The sequence below is a fragment of the Agromyces sp. S2-1-8 genome (genome assembly GCF_021129215.1).
GTDB classification, from domain to species: domain Bacteria; phylum Actinomycetota; class Actinomycetes; order Actinomycetales; family Microbacteriaceae; genus Agromyces; species Agromyces chromiiresistens.
Genome location: NZ_JAJOLP010000001.1, coordinates 298924 through 318337, shown reverse-complemented (window position 1 = coordinate 318337; position 19414 = coordinate 298924). Strand labels below are relative to the sequence as shown.

At 70.6% G+C, this 19414-nt stretch carries 14 protein-coding genes and 2 tRNA genes; 14 read left to right on the top strand and 2 right to left on the bottom strand.

The window, feature by feature from the left end:
• Nucleotides 1–39: 39 nt before the first annotated feature.
• Entirely contained in the window at nt 40–2787 is a 2748-nt protein-coding gene (locus LR269_RS01455) for an alpha-N-acetylglucosaminidase TIM-barrel domain-containing protein (RefSeq protein ID WP_231428930.1), read from the top strand.
• Nucleotides 2788–2913: 126 nt separating this feature from the next.
• On the top strand, nt 2914–4497 hold the full coding sequence (locus LR269_RS01450; protein ID WP_231428929.1) for an MFS transporter: 1584 nt from the start codon (nt 2914–2916) through the stop codon (nt 4495–4497).
• Nucleotides 4498–4535: 38 nt separating this feature from the next.
• Here the strand turns inward: LR269_RS01450 and LR269_RS18950 are convergent, their stop codons facing one another.
• Nucleotides 4536–5543 carry a diacylglycerol kinase family protein gene (locus LR269_RS18950; protein ID WP_231428928.1) on the bottom strand — a complete coding sequence of 336 codons (1008 nt, stop codon included), beginning with the start codon at nt 5541–5543 and terminating at the stop codon, nt 4536–4538.
• Between the two features lie 74 nt (nt 5544–5617).
• Between LR269_RS18950 and serS the strand changes: the two genes are divergently transcribed.
• From serS to LR269_RS01390, 11 genes are all read left to right on the top strand, one after another.
• Nucleotides 5618–6886 (top strand): serine--tRNA ligase, encoded by a 1269-nt coding sequence (serS, locus tag LR269_RS01440; RefSeq protein ID WP_231428927.1) that lies wholly within the window; start codon nt 5618–5620, stop codon nt 6884–6886.
• Nucleotides 6883–7713 carry an HAD family hydrolase gene (locus tag LR269_RS01435; RefSeq protein WP_231428926.1) on the top strand — a complete coding sequence of 277 codons (831 nt, stop codon included), beginning with the start codon at nt 6883–6885 and terminating at the stop codon, nt 7711–7713. The genes serS and LR269_RS01435 overlap by 4 nt, the downstream gene beginning before the upstream one ends.
• 66 nt (nt 7714–7779) lie before the next feature.
• Nucleotides 7780–9117, top strand: a complete 1338-nt coding sequence (locus LR269_RS01430) for an LCP family protein (RefSeq protein ID WP_231428925.1) — start codon at nt 7780–7782, stop codon at nt 9115–9117.
• A 126-nt stretch (nt 9118–9243) separates the two neighbouring features.
• Nucleotides 9244–9328 (top strand) — tRNA-Ser (locus tag LR269_RS01425).
• A gap of 76 nt (nt 9329–9404) precedes the next feature.
• On the top strand, nt 9405–10682 hold the full coding sequence (locus LR269_RS01420; RefSeq protein ID WP_231428924.1) for an LCP family protein: 1278 nt from the start codon (nt 9405–9407) through the stop codon (nt 10680–10682).
• A 97-nt stretch (nt 10683–10779) separates the two neighbouring features.
• A tRNA-Ser gene (locus tag LR269_RS01415) sits at nt 10780–10868 on the top strand.
• 141 nt (nt 10869–11009) lie between these two features.
• On the top strand, nt 11010–11174 hold the full coding sequence (locus LR269_RS01410; protein ID WP_231428923.1) for a hypothetical protein: 165 nt from the start codon (nt 11010–11012) through the stop codon (nt 11172–11174).
• Between the two features lie 134 nt (nt 11175–11308).
• Nucleotides 11309–12175: an AraC family transcriptional regulator gene (locus tag LR269_RS01405; protein WP_231428922.1), complete on the top strand. Its 867-nt coding sequence runs from the start codon at nt 11309–11311 to the stop codon at nt 12173–12175.
• Between the two features lie 100 nt (nt 12176–12275).
• Nucleotides 12276–13397, top strand: a complete 1122-nt coding sequence (locus LR269_RS01400) for a DUF998 domain-containing protein (RefSeq protein ID WP_231428921.1) — start codon at nt 12276–12278, stop codon at nt 13395–13397.
• 172 nt (nt 13398–13569) lie between these two features.
• Nucleotides 13570–15102 (top strand): nucleobase:cation symporter-2 family protein, encoded by a 1533-nt coding sequence (locus LR269_RS01395; protein WP_231432199.1) that lies wholly within the window; start codon nt 13570–13572, stop codon nt 15100–15102.
• 134 nt (nt 15103–15236) lie between these two features.
• Nucleotides 15237–15665 carry a hypothetical protein gene (locus tag LR269_RS01390; RefSeq protein WP_231428920.1) on the top strand — a complete coding sequence of 143 codons (429 nt, stop codon included), beginning with the start codon at nt 15237–15239 and terminating at the stop codon, nt 15663–15665.
• A 128-nt stretch (nt 15666–15793) separates the two neighbouring features.
• On the opposite strand, the gene LR269_RS01385 is transcribed toward LR269_RS01390, so the two are convergent.
• Nucleotides 15794–16729 (bottom strand): Ku protein, encoded by a 936-nt coding sequence (locus LR269_RS01385; RefSeq protein WP_231428919.1) that lies wholly within the window; start codon nt 16727–16729, stop codon nt 15794–15796.
• 133 nt (nt 16730–16862) lie between these two features.
• Here LR269_RS01385 and LR269_RS01380 point away from each other — a divergent pair, with 133 nt between their 5' ends.
• Nucleotides 16863–19352 carry an ATP-dependent DNA ligase gene (locus LR269_RS01380; RefSeq protein WP_231428918.1) on the top strand — a complete coding sequence of 830 codons (2490 nt, stop codon included), beginning with the start codon at nt 16863–16865 and terminating at the stop codon, nt 19350–19352.
• Nucleotides 19353–19414: the final 62 nt, after the last annotated feature.

Genomic DNA, 19414 nt, shown 5'->3' with positions numbered 1-19414 from the left:
GCGATCCGCGCCGCATCCGAACGACCGGCGAAAGGCCCGATGATGCACCCAACGCCCAGACGACGTCGACGAGCGGCCCTCGCTCCGCTCGCCACGATCGCGACCGCACTCCTGCTGACGACCGGCACCGCCGGCGCGGCGAACGCCGAGCCTCCTGCCCGCGACGCGAAGCTCGACGTGCCGCCCAAGACGGCGCCGGGCCTCGAGCCCGCGCGCGACGCCGTCGAGCGGCTGCTCGGCGAGGCATCCGACGGGTTCGATCTCGCGATGCTCGAGTCCGCCGACGGCGCCGACGCCTACGAGATCACCTCGAAGCGCAACCACGTGCGCGTTGCGGCGACCGACTCGGCGACGGCGATCGCCGGGGTCAACGCCTACCTCGCCACGATCGGCCAGTCGGTCTCGTGGAACGTGCGCAACCTCGACCCCGAGGCGGCGCTGCCCCTGCCCGCCGAGCCGATCACGGCGACGTCGAACGTCAGCCACCGGTTCTACGGCAACGACACCGAGGACGGCTACACCGGCGCCTACCGCACCTGGGACGAGTGGGAGCGCGAGATCGACGAACTCGCCGCGCTCGGCTTCAACGAGGTGTTCATGCCGGTCGGCTCCGAAGCGGTCTACGCCGAGGTGCTCGAGCAGTTCGGCTACTCGGCCGAGGAGGCCCGCGCGTGGACCCCGCTGCCGGGTCACCAACCCTGGTGGCTGCTGCAGAACATGTCGGGCTATCCGGCCGGCACGAGCGAGGCGCTGCTCGAGGAGCGCACCGAACTCGGTCGCAAGATCGCCGACCGGCTGCGCGAGCTCGACATGACCCCCGTGCTGCCCGGGTACTTCGGCACCGTGCCGACCGACTTCGCCGACCGCAACGCCGACGCGCGCGTCGAGCCGCAGGGCGGCTGGGTCGGGTTCCAGCGCCCCGGCTGGCTCGACCCGAATTCGGCCGTGTTCCCGGCGGTCGCCGAGGCCTTCTACGAGGCATCCGAGGAGAAGCTGGGCGCCTCGAACGCGTACAAGATGGACGTGCTGCACGAGGGCGGCCGCCGCGGCAGCGTCGACGTGCCCGCCGCGACGCGCGCGATCGAGACGGCCCTGCAGACGGCGCAGCCCGGGGCGACCTGGGTGCTGCTCGGCTGGCAGAACAACCCGCCCGAGGATGTCGCCGCTGCGGTGGATCCCGAGACGACCTTCATCGTGGACGGCCTGTCGGACCGCTGGGCGCGCGGCGACCTCGAGGCCAAGTGGAGCGGGGTGCCGTACGCGTTCGGCACGATCTGGAACTTCGGCGGGCACACGACGATGGGTGCCGAGCTCGCGAAGTGGAACGAGCTGTTCGACGAGTGGCTGAACCGTGACGGCAGCCGCGTCGACGGCATCGCGGCCTTGCCGGAGGGCGGACTCAACAACCCTGCCGCGATCGACTTCTTCGCCGGTCTCGCGTGGCGCGACGGCCCCGTCGACGTGAACGCGTGGTTCGACGCCTGGACCGAGCGCCGGTACGGCGTCGACGACCCGGAGCTGAAGGCGGCCTGGCGCATTCTCGCAGAGACGGCCTACACCCTGCCCGACAACGAGGGCTACAGCGAGGCGCACGACGGGCTCTACGGCGCCCGCCCGTCGCTGTCGGCGAGCGCCGCGGCGACCTGGTCGCCGGGCAGCCTCTCGTACGACCCCGACCGGTTCGCCGAGGCGCTCGACCACCTGCTCGCCGCCGCTCCCGCCGCGGGCGGGAACGCGAGCTACCGGTACGACCTCATGGATGTCGCGCGCCAGGTGACCTCGAACACCTCGCGGGTGCTGCTGCCGCAGCTGCAGCAGGCCTACGGCATGCGCGACCGGGCGGCCTTCACCGGGCTCAGCGAGGAGTGGCTCGGCAACATGGACCTGCTCGACGCGATCGTCGCGACGCAGCCGCAGACGCTCTTCGGCCGCTGGATCGCAGACGCACGCGCCGCGGGCGCCGATGCGGCCGAGGCCGACCGGCTCGAGTTCGACGCGCGGTCGATCGTCACGACGTGGGGCGACCGCAGCGCCGTCGACGCCGGCCTCAACGACTACGCGAACCGCGAGTGGCAGGGTCTCGTCAGCACCTACTACAAGGACCGGTGGGAGCGGTTCTTCGCGAGCATCCAGACGGCCTTCGACACCGGCAGGGCCCCGGCGTCGATCGACTGGTACGCCGTCGGCGCCGAGTTCACGGCGTCGACCGACACCTCGGCGTTCCTCACCGAGCCCGAGGGCGACATCGTCGAGCTCGCCGGACGCGCGGTCGAGGCCCACGACGCGACCGTGCCCGACGTGCCCGAGCCGCCGACGGCGGGCGAGCACTTCCTCTCCGACCTGCCGTTCGCCTTGGTGTCGCTCAACGCGGCCTACGGGCCGATCGAGCGCGACACCGAGATCGGCGAGGCCGCGTACGGCGACGGCAAGCCGATCCGGCTCGCCGGCGTCGAGTACGGCAAGGGGCTCGGGGTCAACTCGCCGACCACGATCGGATTCAACCTCGGCGGGCAGTGCTCGGCGTTCGCGGCGGTCGTGGGCATCGACGACATCATGAACAAGGCGGGGGCATCGCCCAACGTCATCTTCCGGGTCGTCGCCGACGGCGAGGTGCGTTACGACAGCGGCGCGATGACGAAGGGGCTGGCCGCCGAGGTCGACGTCGACGTCACCGGTGTCGAGCGGCTCGAGCTCGTGGTCGACCCGAACGCGGCGGGCTCGCCCGCCGGCCAGGCCGAATGGTGGGACCGCGCGGACTGGGCCGACGCGATCGTGACCTGCGGCTGACGCAGGCGCGAACCGGGGGCGGGACCGGCCGGCCGGCCGGCCCCGCCCCCGTCTGCGCGCCGTTTCGGACCGCTTCGAACCGGAGCGGGCCCTTCCGGCCCGGCCGCGGGTGTGCTTGAGTGAGCCATGGACTCTCGCGGCACCGCCGAAGGGCGGTTCAACGGCAAGCTCGCGCTCCTGCTCGCGATGGCCATGTTCGTGCTCGTGGTCGACACCTCGCTCATGAACGTGTCGATCTCCGCGGTCGTGCGCGATCTCGACACCACGGTGAGCGGCGTGCAGGGCGCGATCGCGCTCGAGGCCCTCGTCTCGGCGGCGTTCATCCTCATCGGCGGCAAGACGGGCGACCTCATCGGCCGGAAGCTCGCGTACGTCCTGGGCCTCCTCGGCTACGCGATCGGTGCGATCGCCATGGTGTTCGCGCAGGACCTCACCGCGATCATCATCTTCTGGGCGGTGATCGGCGGCATCGGCGCGTCGCTGCTGCTGCCTGCGATGCAGTCGCTCATCCACGGCAACTTCGAGGGCGACCACCAGAAGCGGGTGTACGCGCTCGTCGGCGCCTCGGCGGCGATCGCCGCCGCCGTCGGGCCCCTGCTCGGCGGGTTCATCACGACCTTCCTCTCGTGGCGGGTCGGTTTCGCGCTCGAGGCGCTCATCATCGCCGTGGTGCTCGCGGGCATCGGGCTCGTGAAGGATGTGCCGTATCACGGCGATCGGTCGGTCGACATCGTCGGCGCGCTGCTCTCGATCATCGGAATGGGGGGCGTGGTCACCGGCATCCTCGTCTGGCAGGAGGGCGGCGGCTACGTCGGCCTCATCATCGGCATCGGCGTGCTTGGCCTCGGCCTCCTCGTCTTCTGGCTGCGCAACCGCAAGCGCGCCGGCAAGCCCGTGCTGCTCGACCCGGCCCTCTTCGAGTCGAAGATGTTCCGCACCGGGGCGAGCGGGCAGCTGCTGCAGCAGATCGCCCTCGGCGGCACCATGATCGTGCTGCCGATCTACCTGCAGATGGTCTTCGAGTACAACGCGCTGCAGGCCGGGCTCTCGATCGCGCCGCTCTCGCTCAGCATGTTCGTCGTCGCCCTGCTGGCCGGCCGCGGGCTGAGACGCAGGCCGGCGAGCATCATCCTGTGGGGCTTCGCCCTCGTCGTCGTGGGCGTCGGGGTGCTCGTGCCGATCGTGCCGATCGCCGACTCGGGCTGGTACCTCACGCTGCCGCTCATCGTCGCCGGATGCGGCCTCGGCCTGCTCGTCTCGCAGCTCAACAACTACACGCTGTCGCCGATCTCCGACGAGCGGGTCAGCGAGGCGGCGGGTGTCAACTCGGCGGCCGGCTCGTTCGGTCTCTCGTTCGGACTCGCCTTCGCGGGGGCGATCATGCTCGCGACGCTCGCGTTCACGTTCACGGCGAGCGCCGAGTCGAGCACGGTGCTGAGCGCCGAGGAGGCGCAGCAGGTCTCGACCGTCCTCGAGGAGGACGCCGAGATCATGACCGACACCGGGCTCGCCGAGCTCCTCGTCGACCAGCCGCCAGCCGTGCAGGAGGAGATCCTGCGCATCAACACCGACTCGCGGTTCATCGCCCTGCAGGTCGCGCTCATCGTGCCCATCCTCGCGGGGCTGCTCGGCGTGCTGAACGCGCTGCGCATGCGTCGGCTCCCCGACCCGAAGGCCTCCTCGTCGGCGGAGGGATCGATGCTCGGCTGAGGGTCTCGACTCGCTTCGCTACTCGACCACCGGAGCGGTCAGCGCGGCACGCGCACGACGAGCGACGCCGGGTCGACCTCGAACCGCGCCGCGACGACGGTGCCGAACTCGTCGCCGTCGATCTCGAACTCCTGCGGCCCGCCCTCGATCGCGAGGTCGACGTTGCGACCACGCGAGTACGCGACGACCTGCCGGCGGTTGCCACCCGTGAGGTCGAGCACCTGCCGGCCGATCGCGGTCTTGCGCATGACCCGGTTCTCCCACGCGATGACACGCCACACGAACAGCCAGCCGAACAGGTTGCGCGGCTGCAGCCGCACGACGTCGAGGCGGCCGTCGTCGATCTCGGCGTCGGGGATGAGCTCGAGGTTGCCCGGCAGGTAGCCGAGGTTGGCCACGAGGATGCTCGACACCCTCGACCGGTGGTGCCGGCCGCCGTCGAGGCGGTGCACGATGCGGAACGGCTCCGAGTTCGGCAGCGCCCGCAGGCCCGCGTCGACGTAGGCGAGCCAGCCCACCTTCTTCTTGAGGTCTGGATTCGTGTTCGCGATCATCGTCGCGTCGATGCCGATGCCCGCCATCACGAGCGACGCGTGCGCCTCCGTGCTGCCGTCGGGCCGACGCACGCGGGCGATGAGCACGTCGACCGCCCGGTCGAGCCCGGCGAACGCGAGCACCACGGCGTCGTCGACGTCGTTCACCGGGATGTCGAGGTTGCGCGCGAACAGGTTGCCCGTGCCGAGCGGCACGATGCCCATCGGGACCCCGGTGCCCCGCAGCCCGGCCGCGACCGAGCGCACGGTGCCGTCGCCGCCGGCCGCGATCACGAGGTCGGCGCCGGCCTCGACCGCTTCGCGGGCCATGCCCTTGCCCGGGTCGTCCTCGGTGGTGTCGATCCACAGCGACGGGGCGAACCCCTGCCGCTCCTCGGCGCGCTCGACGGCGGCGCGGAGCGCATCGACCCCCGACTTCGTGGGGTTGCTGATGACCGCCGCGCGCGGGCGCGGCTCCGAGCCATCCGCGCTGGTCTGGTGCTGGGCCGTCACACTGCCAACGGTACGGCACCTGCGCGCGGGAGTTCGCTGAAGACCCGTGGATGCCGCGGGCTAGACTTGCTCGGGTGATCGACCCCGTGCTGCTCCGCGAGAACCCCGACCTCATCAAGCGTTCGCAGGAGCTCCGTGGCGAGTCCTCGGCGCTCGTCGACGAGGCCGTCGCCGCCGATTCGGCGCGCCGCACCGCGATCACCGTCTTCGAGACGCTCCGCGCCGAGCAGAACGCGTTCGGCAAGCAGGTCGCCCAGGCCCCGAAAGACGCGAAGGCCGCGCTCGTCGCCCAGGCGCAAGAGCTCGCGGCGCGGGTCAAGGCCGCGAACCAGGCGGTGAGCGACGCCGAGGCCGAGTTCACGCTCGCCGTGCAGAAGCTCGGCAACATCGTCATCGACGGCGTGCCCGCCGGCGGCGAGGACGACTACATCGTGCTGCGCGAGGTCGGCGAGATCGCCGCGTTCGACTTCGAGCCGCGCGACCACCTCGAGATCGGCGAGCTGCTCGACGCGATCGACATGCCGCGCGGCGCGAAGGTGTCGGGCGCGCGCTTCCACTACCTCAAGGGCGTCGGCGCCCGCCTCGAGCTCGCCCTCATGAACATGGGCCTCGACCGCGCGATCGCCGCAGGGTTCACCCCGCTCATCACGCCGACGCTCGTGCGTCCCGAGATCATGAACGGCACCGGGTTCCTCGGCGCCCACGCCGACGAGGTGTACTACCTGCCAGAGCAGGAGCTGTACCTCACGGGCACGAGCGAGGTCGCGCTCGCCGGCTACCACGCCGACGAGATCATCGACGTGTCGAACGGCCCGATCCGGTACGCCGGCTGGTCGACCTGCTACCGCAGCGAGGCCGGCTCGCACGGAAAGGACACGCGCGGCATCATCCGCGTGCACCAGTTCAACAAGCTCGAGATGTTCACCTACATCGACCCGGCCGAGGCCGAGGCCGAGCACGAGCGCCTGCTCGCGTGGCAGGAGGAGATGCTGCAGAGCCTCGGGCTCGCGTACCGCGTCATCGACACCGCGGCGGGCGACCTCGGCTCGAGCGCCGCACGCAAGTACGACATCGAGGCGTGGGTGCCGACGCAGAACGCGTACCGCGAGCTCACCTCGACCTCGAACTGCACGACGTTCCAGGCCCGCCGCCTCGACATCCGCCACCGCACCGAGAGCGGCAAGACCGCGCCGGTCGCGACCCTCAACGGCACGCTCGCGACGACCCGCTGGATCGTCGCGATCCTCGAGACGCACCAGCAGTCCGACGGCTCGGTGATCGTGCCCGAGGCGCTGCGGGGCTATCTCGGCGGCCTCGAGCGATTCGAGCCCGTCGCGCGATGAGCGAGCAGGCGACGGCGAGCGAGATCGCGGCTGACCAGTGGTTCGTCGCGCTCGACGTCGACGGCACGATCATGCACGAAGACGGCACGATCGACGATCTCGTCGCCGACGCCGTGGCCGCTGCGGCCGACCGGGGCCACCTCGTCACGCTCGCGACCGGTCGCTCGTGGGCGACGACGCGGCCGGTGCTCGAACAGCTCGGGCTCACGCCCGAGTACGTGGTGTGCGCCAACGGCGCCATCACGATGCGCCGCGACGACACCGCCGAGGGCGGGTACTCGCGCGAGCACGTCGAGACGTTCGACCCGACCGCGGTGCTGGAGCGCATCCGGGCGTTCCTGCCGTCGGGCAAGTTCATGGTCGAACTCCCCGACGGATACCGGCTCTACACCGCGGGCATGACCGAGTGGAACCTCGAGAACGCCCGCGAGGTCGTCTTCGACGAACTGCTCGACCAGCGCGCCACCCGCGTCGTCGTGACGAGCCTCGAGCACGGGCTCGACGAGTTCTTCGAGATCGTCGACCAGATGGGCCTGCACCACGTCAGCTACGCGATCGGGTGGACGGCGTGGCTCGACATCGCGCCCGACGGGGTCAACAAGGCGACCGCGCTCGAACGGGTGCGCGGATGGCTCGGGGCCCGGGCCGACCGGGTGCTCGCCGTCGGCGACGGCCGCAACGACCTCGAGATGTTCGCCTGGGCGGGGGCCGCCGGTCGCGCGGTCGCGATGGGCCAGGCGCCCGATGAGGTGCGGGCGGCGGCCGGCGAGGTGACCGGCGCCGTCGAGGAGGCCGGACTCGCGTCGATCCTCGACACGCTGCCCTGACCGGGGAAGACGCACAGGCCGCGTGGGGGCGCGGCAAATAGACTCGTGTGGTCGGGAGGGGACGACGTGGAGCACCAGACCGAGGAGCCGGGCGACGCCGCGGCGCCGGTCGGCGCGCCCGAGCCGACGCGTCACGGGCGCCTGCCGCGGCACACCGGGCCGCGCGCGACCCTGAAGCTCGTGGCATCCGTCGTCGCCGTGGTGGCGGTGAGCGCGACCGCGGTGGCCGCCTACGCGGCCGTCGACCTCGTCGGTTCGGTCAAGCAGGGTGCCTCGCTCGCGAGCGAGGACATGCTCGCGGGGGTGCCCGACATCGGTGCGATGGACGGCGGCCTCAACTTCCTGCTCGTCGGCAGCGACAAGCGCCCTGCCGACGGCTCCTTCGGCGACCCCGAAGAGGATTCGGGCATTCTCAACGACGTGAACATGCTGCTGCATGTCTCGCAGGACCACTCGCACGTCGAGGTCGTGAGCTTCCCGCGCGACATGATCGTGCCGGTGCCCGAGTGCCCAGACCCGGTCGATCCGGCTTCGGGCCCGCTGTCGGCGATGTCCGGCGTGCCGCTCAACAGCGTGCTGGAGCATGGGGGCCTCACGTGCATCGCGATGACGATCGAGCAGCTCACGGGCACGAAGATCCCGGTCGCCGGCGTCGTCGAGTTCAAGGGCGTTGCCGCCCTGTCTGAGGCCGTCGGCGGCGTCGAGGTCTGCCTCGCCGACCCGATCGACGACCGCGACTCGGGGCTCAAGCTCTCGGCAGGCACGCACAGCATCAAGGGTTTCGAGGCGCTCGCGTTCCTGCGCACGCGAAAGGCCGCCAACGACGGCAGCGACCTCGGGCGCATCGCGAGCCAGCAGGCCTTCCTCGCGTCGCTCGCGCGCACGCTGCAGTCGAGCGGCACCCTGAGCGACCCCGTCAAGCTCTACTCGATCGCGAAGGCCGTGCTCTCGAACATGGAGCTCTCGAAGGAGTTGCAGAACCCGGCCCGACTCATGTCGATCGCCCGCGCGCTGCAGGACACCGACCTGTCGAAGATCGCGTTCGTGCAGTACCCGACGGCCGACTACGGCGACGGCGTGCACGTGCAGCCCGCCGAGTCGGCCGAGGTCGTGAACCTCGCCCTGCAGGAGGACCGCCCGGTCGTCATCGACCCCAGCGCGAACGACAACGCGGGCTACGGCACCGCCGACCCCTCGGCGCCCGCGGTCGAGCAGGCGACGACCGACGCGGACGCGGAGACCGTGACCGCCGATGAGGCGCAGTCCGCCGACGACGAGCAGGCCGCCGAGGAGGCGCCCGCGTCCGATGCGCCGGCGACGACGCCGGCCGAGGAACAGTTGCCTCCCGACGTCACAGGGCTCACTGGCAACGAAGTACGCTGCGTCACTGGAAACAGCGACTGACCGGGGCATCCGACTCGCCTCAGGGCTCTTTCAGGCGCGACTGACAGGCTGTCGAGAGCGCAATTCGGCTAGAATCGGGGCCTGCCTGCACGATCTCCTCCGCCCCGGAGGGGGTCGCACGGGCATGGAGGGCTGTCCGAGCGGCCGATGGAGCTGGTCTTGAAAACCAGTGGGCAGCAATGCCTCGTGGGTTCGAATCCCACGCCCTCCGCGCGACCCGACAGGAGAGGACCACGGTGAACGAAGCGTTGCGACCCAGCTCGCGTCGCGCCGCGAAGAACCCTGCGGTGGCGCGCCACGGACGGCTCGGCCGCCACTCGATCTGGCGCACGCTCGCGAAGGTGACGGCGTCGTTCGTCGCCGTCGCACTCGTCTCGGGCGGCGCGGTCGCCGCCTACGCCGCGTGGGACCTCGCGAACACGCTCAAGCCCACGGTGTCGCTCGGCAACGCCGACGTGCTCGAGGGCGTGCCCGACGTCGGCGCGATGGAAGGCGGCGTGAACGTGCTGCTCATCGGCAGCGACAGCCGTGAGGGCCAGGGCGACGCCTTCGGCGACCCCGACGAAGAGACCGCGGTGCTCAACGACGTCACGATGCTCCTGCACATCTCGCAGGACCACTCGCACGTCGAGGTCATCAGCTTCCCCCGTGACATGTTCGTCGACGTGCCGCAGTGCGTCGACCCGGCCGACCCGGCCGGCGAGCCGCTCTACGAGCAGTACGGCGTCAAGATGAACTCGGTGCTGTCGTACGGCGGAATGCCGTGCGTCGTGAAGACGGTCGAGCAGCTCACCGGTGTCACCATCCCGTTCGCGGGCACCGTGCAGTTCATGGGCGTCGCCGCGATGAGCGAGGCCGTCGGCGGCGTCTCGGTCTGCGTCGCCGAGCCCATCGAAGACGAGCACACCAACCTCTACCTCACCGCCGGCGAGCACGACCTCAAGGGCCTCGAGGCGCTCCAGTTCCTGCGCACCCGGCACGGCGTCGGCGACGGCTCCGACCTCGGGCGCATCTCGAACCAGCAGGTCTTCATGTCGGCGCTCGCGCGCAAGCTGCAAGACGGCGGCACGCTCGGCGACCCCGTCGCGCTCTACTCGATCGCCAAGGCGGCGCTCGCGAACATGGAGCTCTCCGACACGATGGCCGACCCGACGACGATGGTCTCGATCGCGAAGGCGATGAAAGACGTCGACCTCTCGAAGATCGCCTTCATCCAGTACCCGACCGGCTACAGCGACGGTGGCGTCGTGCCGAGCGACTCGGCCGAGATCGTGAACCTCGCCCTCCAGCAGGACACCCCGGTCACCTTCGACCCGACGGCCGACGACGCGACGTTCGCGTCGTCCGGCGACCCCAGTGCGCCGCCGGCCGAAGAGACCGGGACCGACGGCGAGGCCGGAACGGCCGCGCTCGCGACCGAGGAGAGCGGCGAAGAGGCACCTGCTGAGGACACCGCCGAGGTGCCGACGCCGACCCCGTCGACCGAGCCGCTGCCGAGCGACGTCACGGGTCAGACCGCCGCCGAGACCCGGTGCTCCGCGGGCCGCACGCTCGAAGACCAGTAGACCGCCGCTCGCCGAAGCTCGTCGAGGGTGCTCGAATCGTCTTTCGGAGGATCGTCGGGTTATGATGGCTGTCGCGTGTGCGCTTGCGTACCCGCGAGGAGACGTCGCATAGTCCGGTCGAGTGCACCACCCTGCTAAGGTGGAGTCCCCGTAAGGGGACCGCGGGTTCAAATCCCGCCGTCTCCGCTCGAATGGCTGTTTGAAGAACTGAATTCGCGAAGGCTCCTGATCGGTTGTCGGGGGCCTTCTTGTATTGTTCGGGTGCTTCGTGTTTCGTCCGGGTGAGTCCCATTTCGGCCGGGTGCGGATCGGCGTATCGTCTCGAACATGTGGACAGTACTCGTGATCTTGCTCGTGGCATGGGTGGTGCTGTCGATCGTCGGCTTCGCCTTCGACGGTCTGCTGTGGCTCGCCATCATCGGAATCGTGTTGTTCGTCGGCACCCTGATCTTCGGGATCATCCGACAGCGCGCCCGTCGAACGAAGGCCTGACCCCGGATCCAGACCCGAATCTCCTGGACGAGGTCAGGCCGCGGTCGCGCGGCGAACCGCGATGATCGAATCGAACCCGAACGATCGGGTGCCGGGCGGGCGCGACGCGCAGGCTGGAGCGTGAAGGGAGAACCGTGATCGCTCTGCTCAACCGGCTCGTCGACACCGTCGAGGCGCACCTGTCCGACGAGCTCGACATCGCGGCGCTGGCCCGGAGTCTCGGCACGACCGAGTTCCACCTGCGCCGGATGTTCTCGTCGCTGGCGGGACTGCCGTTGTCGGACTACGTACGGCGCCGGCGCATGACGGTCGCCGCGACCGACGTCCTCCACGGCGACCGGCTGCTCGACATCGCGGTCCGCTACGGGTACGGCTCGACCGAGGCCTTCGGCCGGGCGTTCCGCGCCGTGCACGGCGCCTCGCCCGCAGAGGTCCGGCGTCACGGCGGCCCCCTTCGCGCACAACCGAAACTCAGGTTCCGCCTGACCGTCGAAGGGAACGACACCATGGACACCCGCATCGCCGATCGCCCCGGCTTCCGCCTCGTCGGCCACGCCGCTCGCGTGCCGCTCATCCACGAGGGGGTGAATCCGCACATCCAGGCTCACATCGCCTCGTTGCCCATGGCCGAGCACGCCCGGCTCAAGGCGATCGGCGAGACCGAGCCGTCGGGCCTCCTCCAGGTGAGTGCCGAGGTCGACGCCGACTATCGCGAGGGCAGCGAACTGACCTACCTGCACGGCGTGGCCGTCGAGGCGGCGACGCCGGTGCCCGAGGGGCTCGACGTGATCGACGTCGCACCGGGCGCCTGGGCGGTGTTCCGCACGTCGGGCCCGTACCCGGCGGCACTCCAGAAGACCTGGGCGGCGACGGCATCGGAGTGGTTCCCCTCGAACCCGTGGCGACTGCGACCCGGCCCGTCGATCGTCGCCGTCGTCGACCGCGCCGAAGACTTCAGCACGGCGACCACCGAGCTCTGGATGCCGATCGAGCGGGAGTAGCCCGGACCGACGGATTCCCGCGCGGCATCAGCGGCAGCGCCGCGCTCGCGGTCGAGAATCGAAGCGTCACCGCCCGAGCACCGTTCGCGAAGGAGGCGCCGTGATCCCGCACTCGCATCCGGCGCGTCGCGACGCGATCGCGGGCAGTCCGGCGGCGCGGGTCGAGGCCCGGGCAGAACGCTGGGGCCTCGCCGCCCTCGTCGGCGGCCTGCTCATCACCGTCGTCGTCATGGCGGGCTCGCGGTGGTCGCTCGCGGGCGGCGGTCCGTCGCTCGGCAACCTCGCCGGGTGGATCGCATCGGCGTGCGCCGGGCTCGCCTTCGCGGCATCCTTCATCATCGAGTCGTGGCGCGGACACGCGCTGTGGCGACGCAGGCTGCCGATGGTGAAGCGCTTGATCGACCTCCTCGCGATGTCGCTCGCGATGGCGATGCTCGCCTATCTCGTGGTGCTCGCGGTCGCGAACCTGTTCCAGCTCGGGTTCCGGGGCCTCACGGTCGACGCGCTCGGCGGGGGAGCGCTCGCGGGCGCCGCGGCGGCGGCCGCGACGTATGCGGCGGCCCTGTCGGGCGCGCGCGTCACGACCGACGGCCTCGCGACGCTCGCGACGCTCGTGCTGTTCATCGGCACGATGGCGAGCATGCTCAGCTCGCCCGACGAGTCGTGGTGGCAGCTGCACTTCTCGCAGCTCGGCAACGTCGACGACAGCTCGGCGTATCGGTTCAACCTCGCGCTCATCCTGACCGGGCTCGTGATGACCGTGCTCGCGAACTACGTCGGGCACGACCTCGAGCTCGGGCTCGTCGCACGCGGCGTCGCGCCGGCCGGGCGCGTGCGCACGCTCGCCTGGTTGTTCGCCGGCATCGGCATCTGCCTGATCGTCGCCGGCGTCGTGCCCGATGCCGTGAGCGTGCCCCTGCACGTCGGCGCCGCGTCGGGCATGGTCGTCATCTTCGTGGTGTTCGTGCTGTGCGCGGTGCGGCTGCTGCCGGGGCTGCCCGCCGAGGTCGCCGGGTTCTCGCTGTTCGTCGTGATCGGCATTCTCGTGGCGGTCGTCCTGTGGGTGCCGATCGGCTACTTCAACCTGACGGGCACCGAGTTCATCGTCGCCGGCCTGCTCTTCGCGTGGCTCCTCGTCTTCGTGCGCGCCATCGGCGCGTATTCGCACGGCGAGCCGCCCGCCGAACCCGGAAGCTCGGCGGCGGCAGCGGTCCCCCGCTGAGCCGTTCGTCGTGCAGGGGGTTGACAGATGATCTGACGCGGCGTTCAATATCTTCACTCAGTGGAAAATGACTTCCGTATTGTGGAAACACGACGGAGGCCACGGACGAAGGACAAGCAGTGAGGCTTGAAGCATTCTCCTTGGGCTCGGGGGCGCGGTGCGTCGCATGAGCATGAAGATCACGAAGCGGGCGGCCCGGGTGCAGGGTGCCGGCACCGCGGACGCACCACGCCCCGAGGACGAGCGGCTGCCGCTCGCCACCTCATTCGCCTTCGGGCTCCAGCACGTGCTGACGATGTACGGCGGCATCATCGCCCCGCCGCTCATCGTGGGCTCGGCGGCCGGACTCTCGGCGAGCGACATCGGGCTCCTCGTGGCCGCCTGCCTCTTCGTGGGCGGCGTCGCGACCCTGCTCCAGACCATCGGCATCCCGTTCTTCGGGGCTCAGCTGCCGCTCGTGCAGGGCGTCTCGTTCGCGAGCGTCGCCACCATGGTCGCGATCGTCAACGGCAGCGGCATCCAGGCGGTCTTCGGCGCGGTGCTCGTCGCCGCGGCCATCGGGTTCCTGATCACGCCGATCTTCTCGAAGATCATCCGGTTCTTCCCGCCCGTCGTGACGGGCACCGTGATCACGATGATCGGCCTCTCGCTGCTGCCCGTCGCCGCCAACTGGGCGATGGGCGGCAACCGCGAAGCCGAGGACTACGGCAGCATGGCGAACGTCGGGCTCGCCGCGCTGACCCTCCTCGTCGTGCTGCTGCTCTCGAAGCTCGGCAACGCCGCGGTCTCGCGCCTCTCGGTGCTGCTCGCGATCGTCGTCGGCACCCTCGCCGCGATCCCGCTCGGCATGGCCGACTTCTCGAACGTCGGCACCGGCCCGGTCTTCGCGTTCCCGACGGTGTTCGCCTTCGGGCCGCCCGTCTTCGACCTCGCCGCGATCGTGTCGATGCTCATCGTCGTGCTCGTGATCCTCACCGAGACCACCGCCGACATCCTCGCGGTGGGCGAGATCGTGGGCACCAAGGTCGATGCGAAGCGCATCGGCAACGGACTGCGCGCCGACATGCTCTCGAGCATGATCTCGCCGCTGTTCAACTCGTTCCCGCAGAGCGCGTTCGCGCAGAACGTCGGCCTCGTCGCGATCACCGGCATCAAGAGCCGCTTCGTGGTGAGCGCGGGCGGCGCGATCCTGATCGTGCTGGGCCTGCTGCCGATCCTCGGGCGCGTCGTGGCCGCAGTCCCGCCCGCGGTGCTCGGCGGCGCCGGCATCGTGCTCTTCGGCACCGTCGCGGCGAGCGGCATCCGCACGCTGTCGAAGGTCGACTACCGCGGCAACATGAACCTCATCATCGTGGCGACGTCGATCGGCATCGGCATGCTGCCCATCGCGGCGCCGGCGTTCTACGACGCCTTCCCGAGCTGGTTCTCGCCGATCTTCCACTCGGGCATCTCGTCGGCCGCGGTCTCGGCCATCCTCCTGAACATCCTCTTCAACCACATCAAGGCGGGCAACTCGAAGGACTCCTCGGTATTCGTCGCATCGCCGCCGCGCATGGTGCGCGAGGAGGAGCTCACCGCCCTCGAAGACGGCGACTACTACATGGGAGGCAAGCTCATCGCGGCCGACGGCCGCGAGGTGAAGATCATTCCGACGGGCAGCATCCCGGCGATCCTCGACGACGACGATCCGCCGGGGCGCGCCTGACGGGGGTGCAAGACCGCGCCGTCGCCCGGTGCCGGCGGGGTGGCGCCGGGCGATGGCGCTGCCATGTCGGTGGCACCTCACTAGACTTCTGACGTCACATTCGATTTGGGGGACATGCCACCATGCAGAAAATCATGAAGACCACCGCGATCCTGTTCGCCGGTGCACTCCTGTTCACCGGTTGCGCCTCGAACGGCGGCAACGACGGCGGCAGCACCGCTGCCGCCGACGAGTGCGAGACCGTTCGCGTCGCCGTGCGCGACATCTCGAACGGCGCGCAGAACGCCGTCATCACGGGCACCGAGCAGGCGGCCGTGCTCGAGAAGCTCGACGGCTACGAACAGCGTCTCGACGACCTCGCCACCGAGTACGCCGACGACGAAGACATCTCCGCAGCGATCGCAACCCTCCAGGAGAAGGTCACCGCGGCAGAGGACTACGCGAAGACGCTCCCGACGGCGCCCGACGAGAACTTCGAGGCCGACGCCGACGCGCAGGCCGCCGTCACCGGCGACATCCAGGCTGCGTCCATCACGGTCACCCAGGCGTGCGAGGGCGAGTAACGCCTCCGCTGCACTCCTGCGAACGCGCGGCACCCGTCCATCGGGTGCCGCGCGCTTTCGTCTGCCGACATGGTGCCGATGCCGCGTGCGGGGCGGTGCCGTGCCGTGCCGTGCGGTGCGTCCGGTGATCAGGCCGACTTCGTCTTCTTGGGCTTGTCGGCCGCCGACTTCGCCTTCGAGGACGATTTCGGCTTCGCGGAGGCATCCGCCTTCGACGTGCTCTTGCCGCCCGACTTCGCGCCGCCCTTGCCGCTCGCGCCGCCCTTGCCGCTCGCGCCGCCCCGCTTGTCGGCGATCGACCGACGCAGTGCCTCCATCAGGTCGATGACCTCGCCGCCTTCGCCCTCCTCGGGCTCCTCGCCGAAGGTCGCGGCGGTGTCGAGCGCCTCGCCCTGCTCGAGCTTCGCCTCGATGAGGGTGCGCAGCTCCTTCTGGTACTCGTCGACGTACTGCTCGGGCTCGAAGTCGGAGACGAGGCTCTCGACGAGCTGCTTCGAGAGGTCGAGCTCCTTGGTCGAGATCTTCACGGGCTCGTCGAGGGAGGCGAACTCGGCCGCGCGCACCTCGTCGCTCCAGAGCAGGGTCTGCACGACGAGCACGTCGCCCCGAACTCGCAGGGCGGCGAGGCGCGTCTTCTGGCGCAGCGCCATCTGCACGATCGCGGTGCGGTCGGTCGACTCGAGCGTCTCGCGCAGCAGCACGTAGGCCTTGTTCGACGCCGAGTCGGGCTCGAGGTAGTAGCTCTTGTCGAGCATGAGCGGGTCGATCTGCTCGCTCGGCACGAACTCGACGACCTCGATCTCGCGGCTGCGCTCGGCGGGCAGCGACTTCAGGTCGTCGTCGGTGATGACGACGGTGCGCTCGCCGTCGTCGTAGGCCTTGTCGATGTTCTGGTAGGCGACGACCTTGCCGCACACCTCGCACTTGCGCTGGTACCTGATGCGCCCGCCGTCCTCGTCGTGCACCTGGTGCAGGGACACGTCGTGGTCTTCGGTCGCGCTGTACAACTTGACGGGCACATTGACGAGGCCGAATGTGACCGCCCCCTTCCAGACGGCTCGCATACCCACCAGTACACACCCGAGGGATGCCTGGGCGATACCCCCGCGCTCTGCCCGCCCGCCCGCCGCTGACGTCGTGCCGTGTCGCGCGGCCGGGGGAGATGACGCTCGCGCCACGACCCGGCAGGATGGGGGCATGGCCGAAGGGGAGCGGCAACTCGTCGAGGTCGACGGCCGGAGGCTCAGGCTGACGAACCTCGACAAGGTCATGTATCCCGAGACGGGCATGACCAAGGGCGAGGTGATCTCGTACTACGCCGAGATCGCCCCGTTCATGCTGCCCCACGTCGCGGGTCGTCCGGTCACCCGCAAGCGCTGGGTGCACGGCGTCGGCACTGAGGACGACCCCGAGACGCCCTTCTTCGAGAAGAACCTCGCCGGGCACGCCCCCGAGTGGATCAGGCGGGGGGTCATCCAGCACGCCGACGGGCCGAAGACGTACCCGATCGCGGGCGACCGCGCCACGCTCGTGTGGCTCGCCCAGCAGGCCGCCCTCGAGCTGCACGTGCCGCAGTGGCGCTTCGCGGCGGACGGTTCGGCGGCCGACCCCGACCGCATGGTGTTCGACCTCGACCCGGGCCCCGGCACGGGGCTCGCCGAGTGCGCCGAGGTCGCCCGCCACGTGCGCGAGCTCATCGGCGGCATGGGGCTCGACGCGATGCCGGTGACGAGCGGCAGCAAGGGCATCCACCTCTACGCGGCCCTCGACGGCGGGCAGACCTCCGAGCAGGTGTCGGCCGTCGCGCACGAGCTCGCCCGCGCGCTCGAGGCCGACCACCCCGAGCTCGTGGTCTCGAGCATGCGCAAGTCGCTGCGCACGGGGCGCGTGCTCATCGACTGGAGCCAGAACAACGGCAAGAAGACGACGATCGCACCGTATTCGCTGCGCGGCCGGCATCGGCCGACCGTCGCGGTGCCGCGCACGTGGGAGGAGCTCGACGACCCGGGACTGCGGCACCTCGAGGCCCACGAGGTGCTCGAGCGGGTCGCCGAGCAGGGCGACCCCATGTCGCACCTGGGGGATGACTCGGGGCCCGACCCGCTCGCGACGTACCGTTCGATGCGCCGGGCGGGGCGAACGCCCGAGCCCATGCCCGCCTCCGGTGCTCGGCCACCGGGCGAGGGTGCGCGGTTCGTCATCCAGGAGCATCACGCGAGGCGGCTGCACTTCGACCTCCGACTCGAACGCGACGGCGTGCTGAAGAGCTGGGCCGTGCCGAAGGGGGTGCCCGAGAGCTCGGGCACGAACCACCTTGCCGTGCAGACCGAGGACCACCCGATCGAGTACCTGACGTTCCAGGGCTCGATCCCGAAGGGGGAGTATGGCGCAGGCTCGATGACGGTCTGGGACACAGGGGTCTACGACGTCGAGAAATGGCGCGACGACGAGGTGATCTTCACCCTCGAGGGGACCACCGGAGGCCCGCTCGGGCGGGTGCGGCTGGCGCTCATCCGCACCGACGGCCGCGGCGAGAAGAGCTCGTGGCTGCTGCACCGCATGAAGGAGCAGGGCGGCCCGGTCGGTCGAGCAGCGACGGAGGGGCGTATCGAGGCCACCGGTTCCGAGGTCGGATCACCTGGCTTCGATACGCGCCCTCCTTCGTCGGGCGCTGCGCAACCGGCGGGTCGTGCTCCTTCGTCGCTCGCCGCTCGACCACCGGCGGGCCGGGTCGCGGAGAAGCCCATGCTCGCGACCGCGGGCACGCGCGGCAGGCTGCGCGGCGGCGATTGGGTGCTCGAGTGGAAATGGGACGGCATCCGAGCCCTTGCCCGGGTCGAACACGGTGAAGTGCGCCTGCACAGCCGCAACGGCGTCGACGTGACCGCCCGATATCCCGAACTGCACCGACTGCCCGAGATCGTCGACGGCGACGCCCTGCTCGACGGCGAGATCGTCGCGCTCGACGAGGCCGGTCGTCCGTCGTTCGGCGTGCTCCAGCAGCGGATGGGACTCACCAAGGCTCGCGAGATCGCCGCCGCCGCGGCATCCGTGCCGGTGCGACTGCTGGTGTTCGACGTGCTCGAAGCGGGAGGCGAGGCGCTCGTCGACGAACCGTACCTCGAGCGCCGGGCGCGGCTCCAGGCGCTCGTGCACCCGCGCCGCGGCATCCCCGTCGAGGTGCCGGCCCCCGCCGAGGGTTCGCCCGAGGAGGCGCTCGAGGAGAGCCAGCTGCTCGGGCTCGAGGGGATCATGGCGAAGCGGGCCGACTCGCCGTATCGCCCGGGCGTGCGCACCGACGACTGGCTGAAGCTCAAGCTCACCCGCACGCAGGAGGTCGTGATCGGCGGGTATCGGCGCGGCGTGGGCACGCGTCAGGGGCGCATCCGGTCGTTGCTCGTCGGAATCCCGGGCGACGACGGCCTCGAGTACGCGGGGCGCGTGGGCTCGGGGTTCCGCGAGCGCGAGCTCGACCGGCTGCTCGAGCGGCTCGACGGGCTGGCGCAGCCGCGCTCGCCGTTCATCGAGGTGCCCGCCGCCGACGTCGGCGACGCGGTGTGGGTGCGCCCCGAGCTCGTGGGCGAGATCGAGTTCGGCGAGTGGACGGGCACGGGCGTCGCCCGCCACCCGCGCTGGCGGGGCCTGCGCCCCGACAAGTCGCCCGCCGACGTGCGCCGCGAGGACTGAGCCCGCGCCCACCCTCACACACGGGATCGAGTCGCCGAAAACTGCGCTTCCGCGGCCGGCGA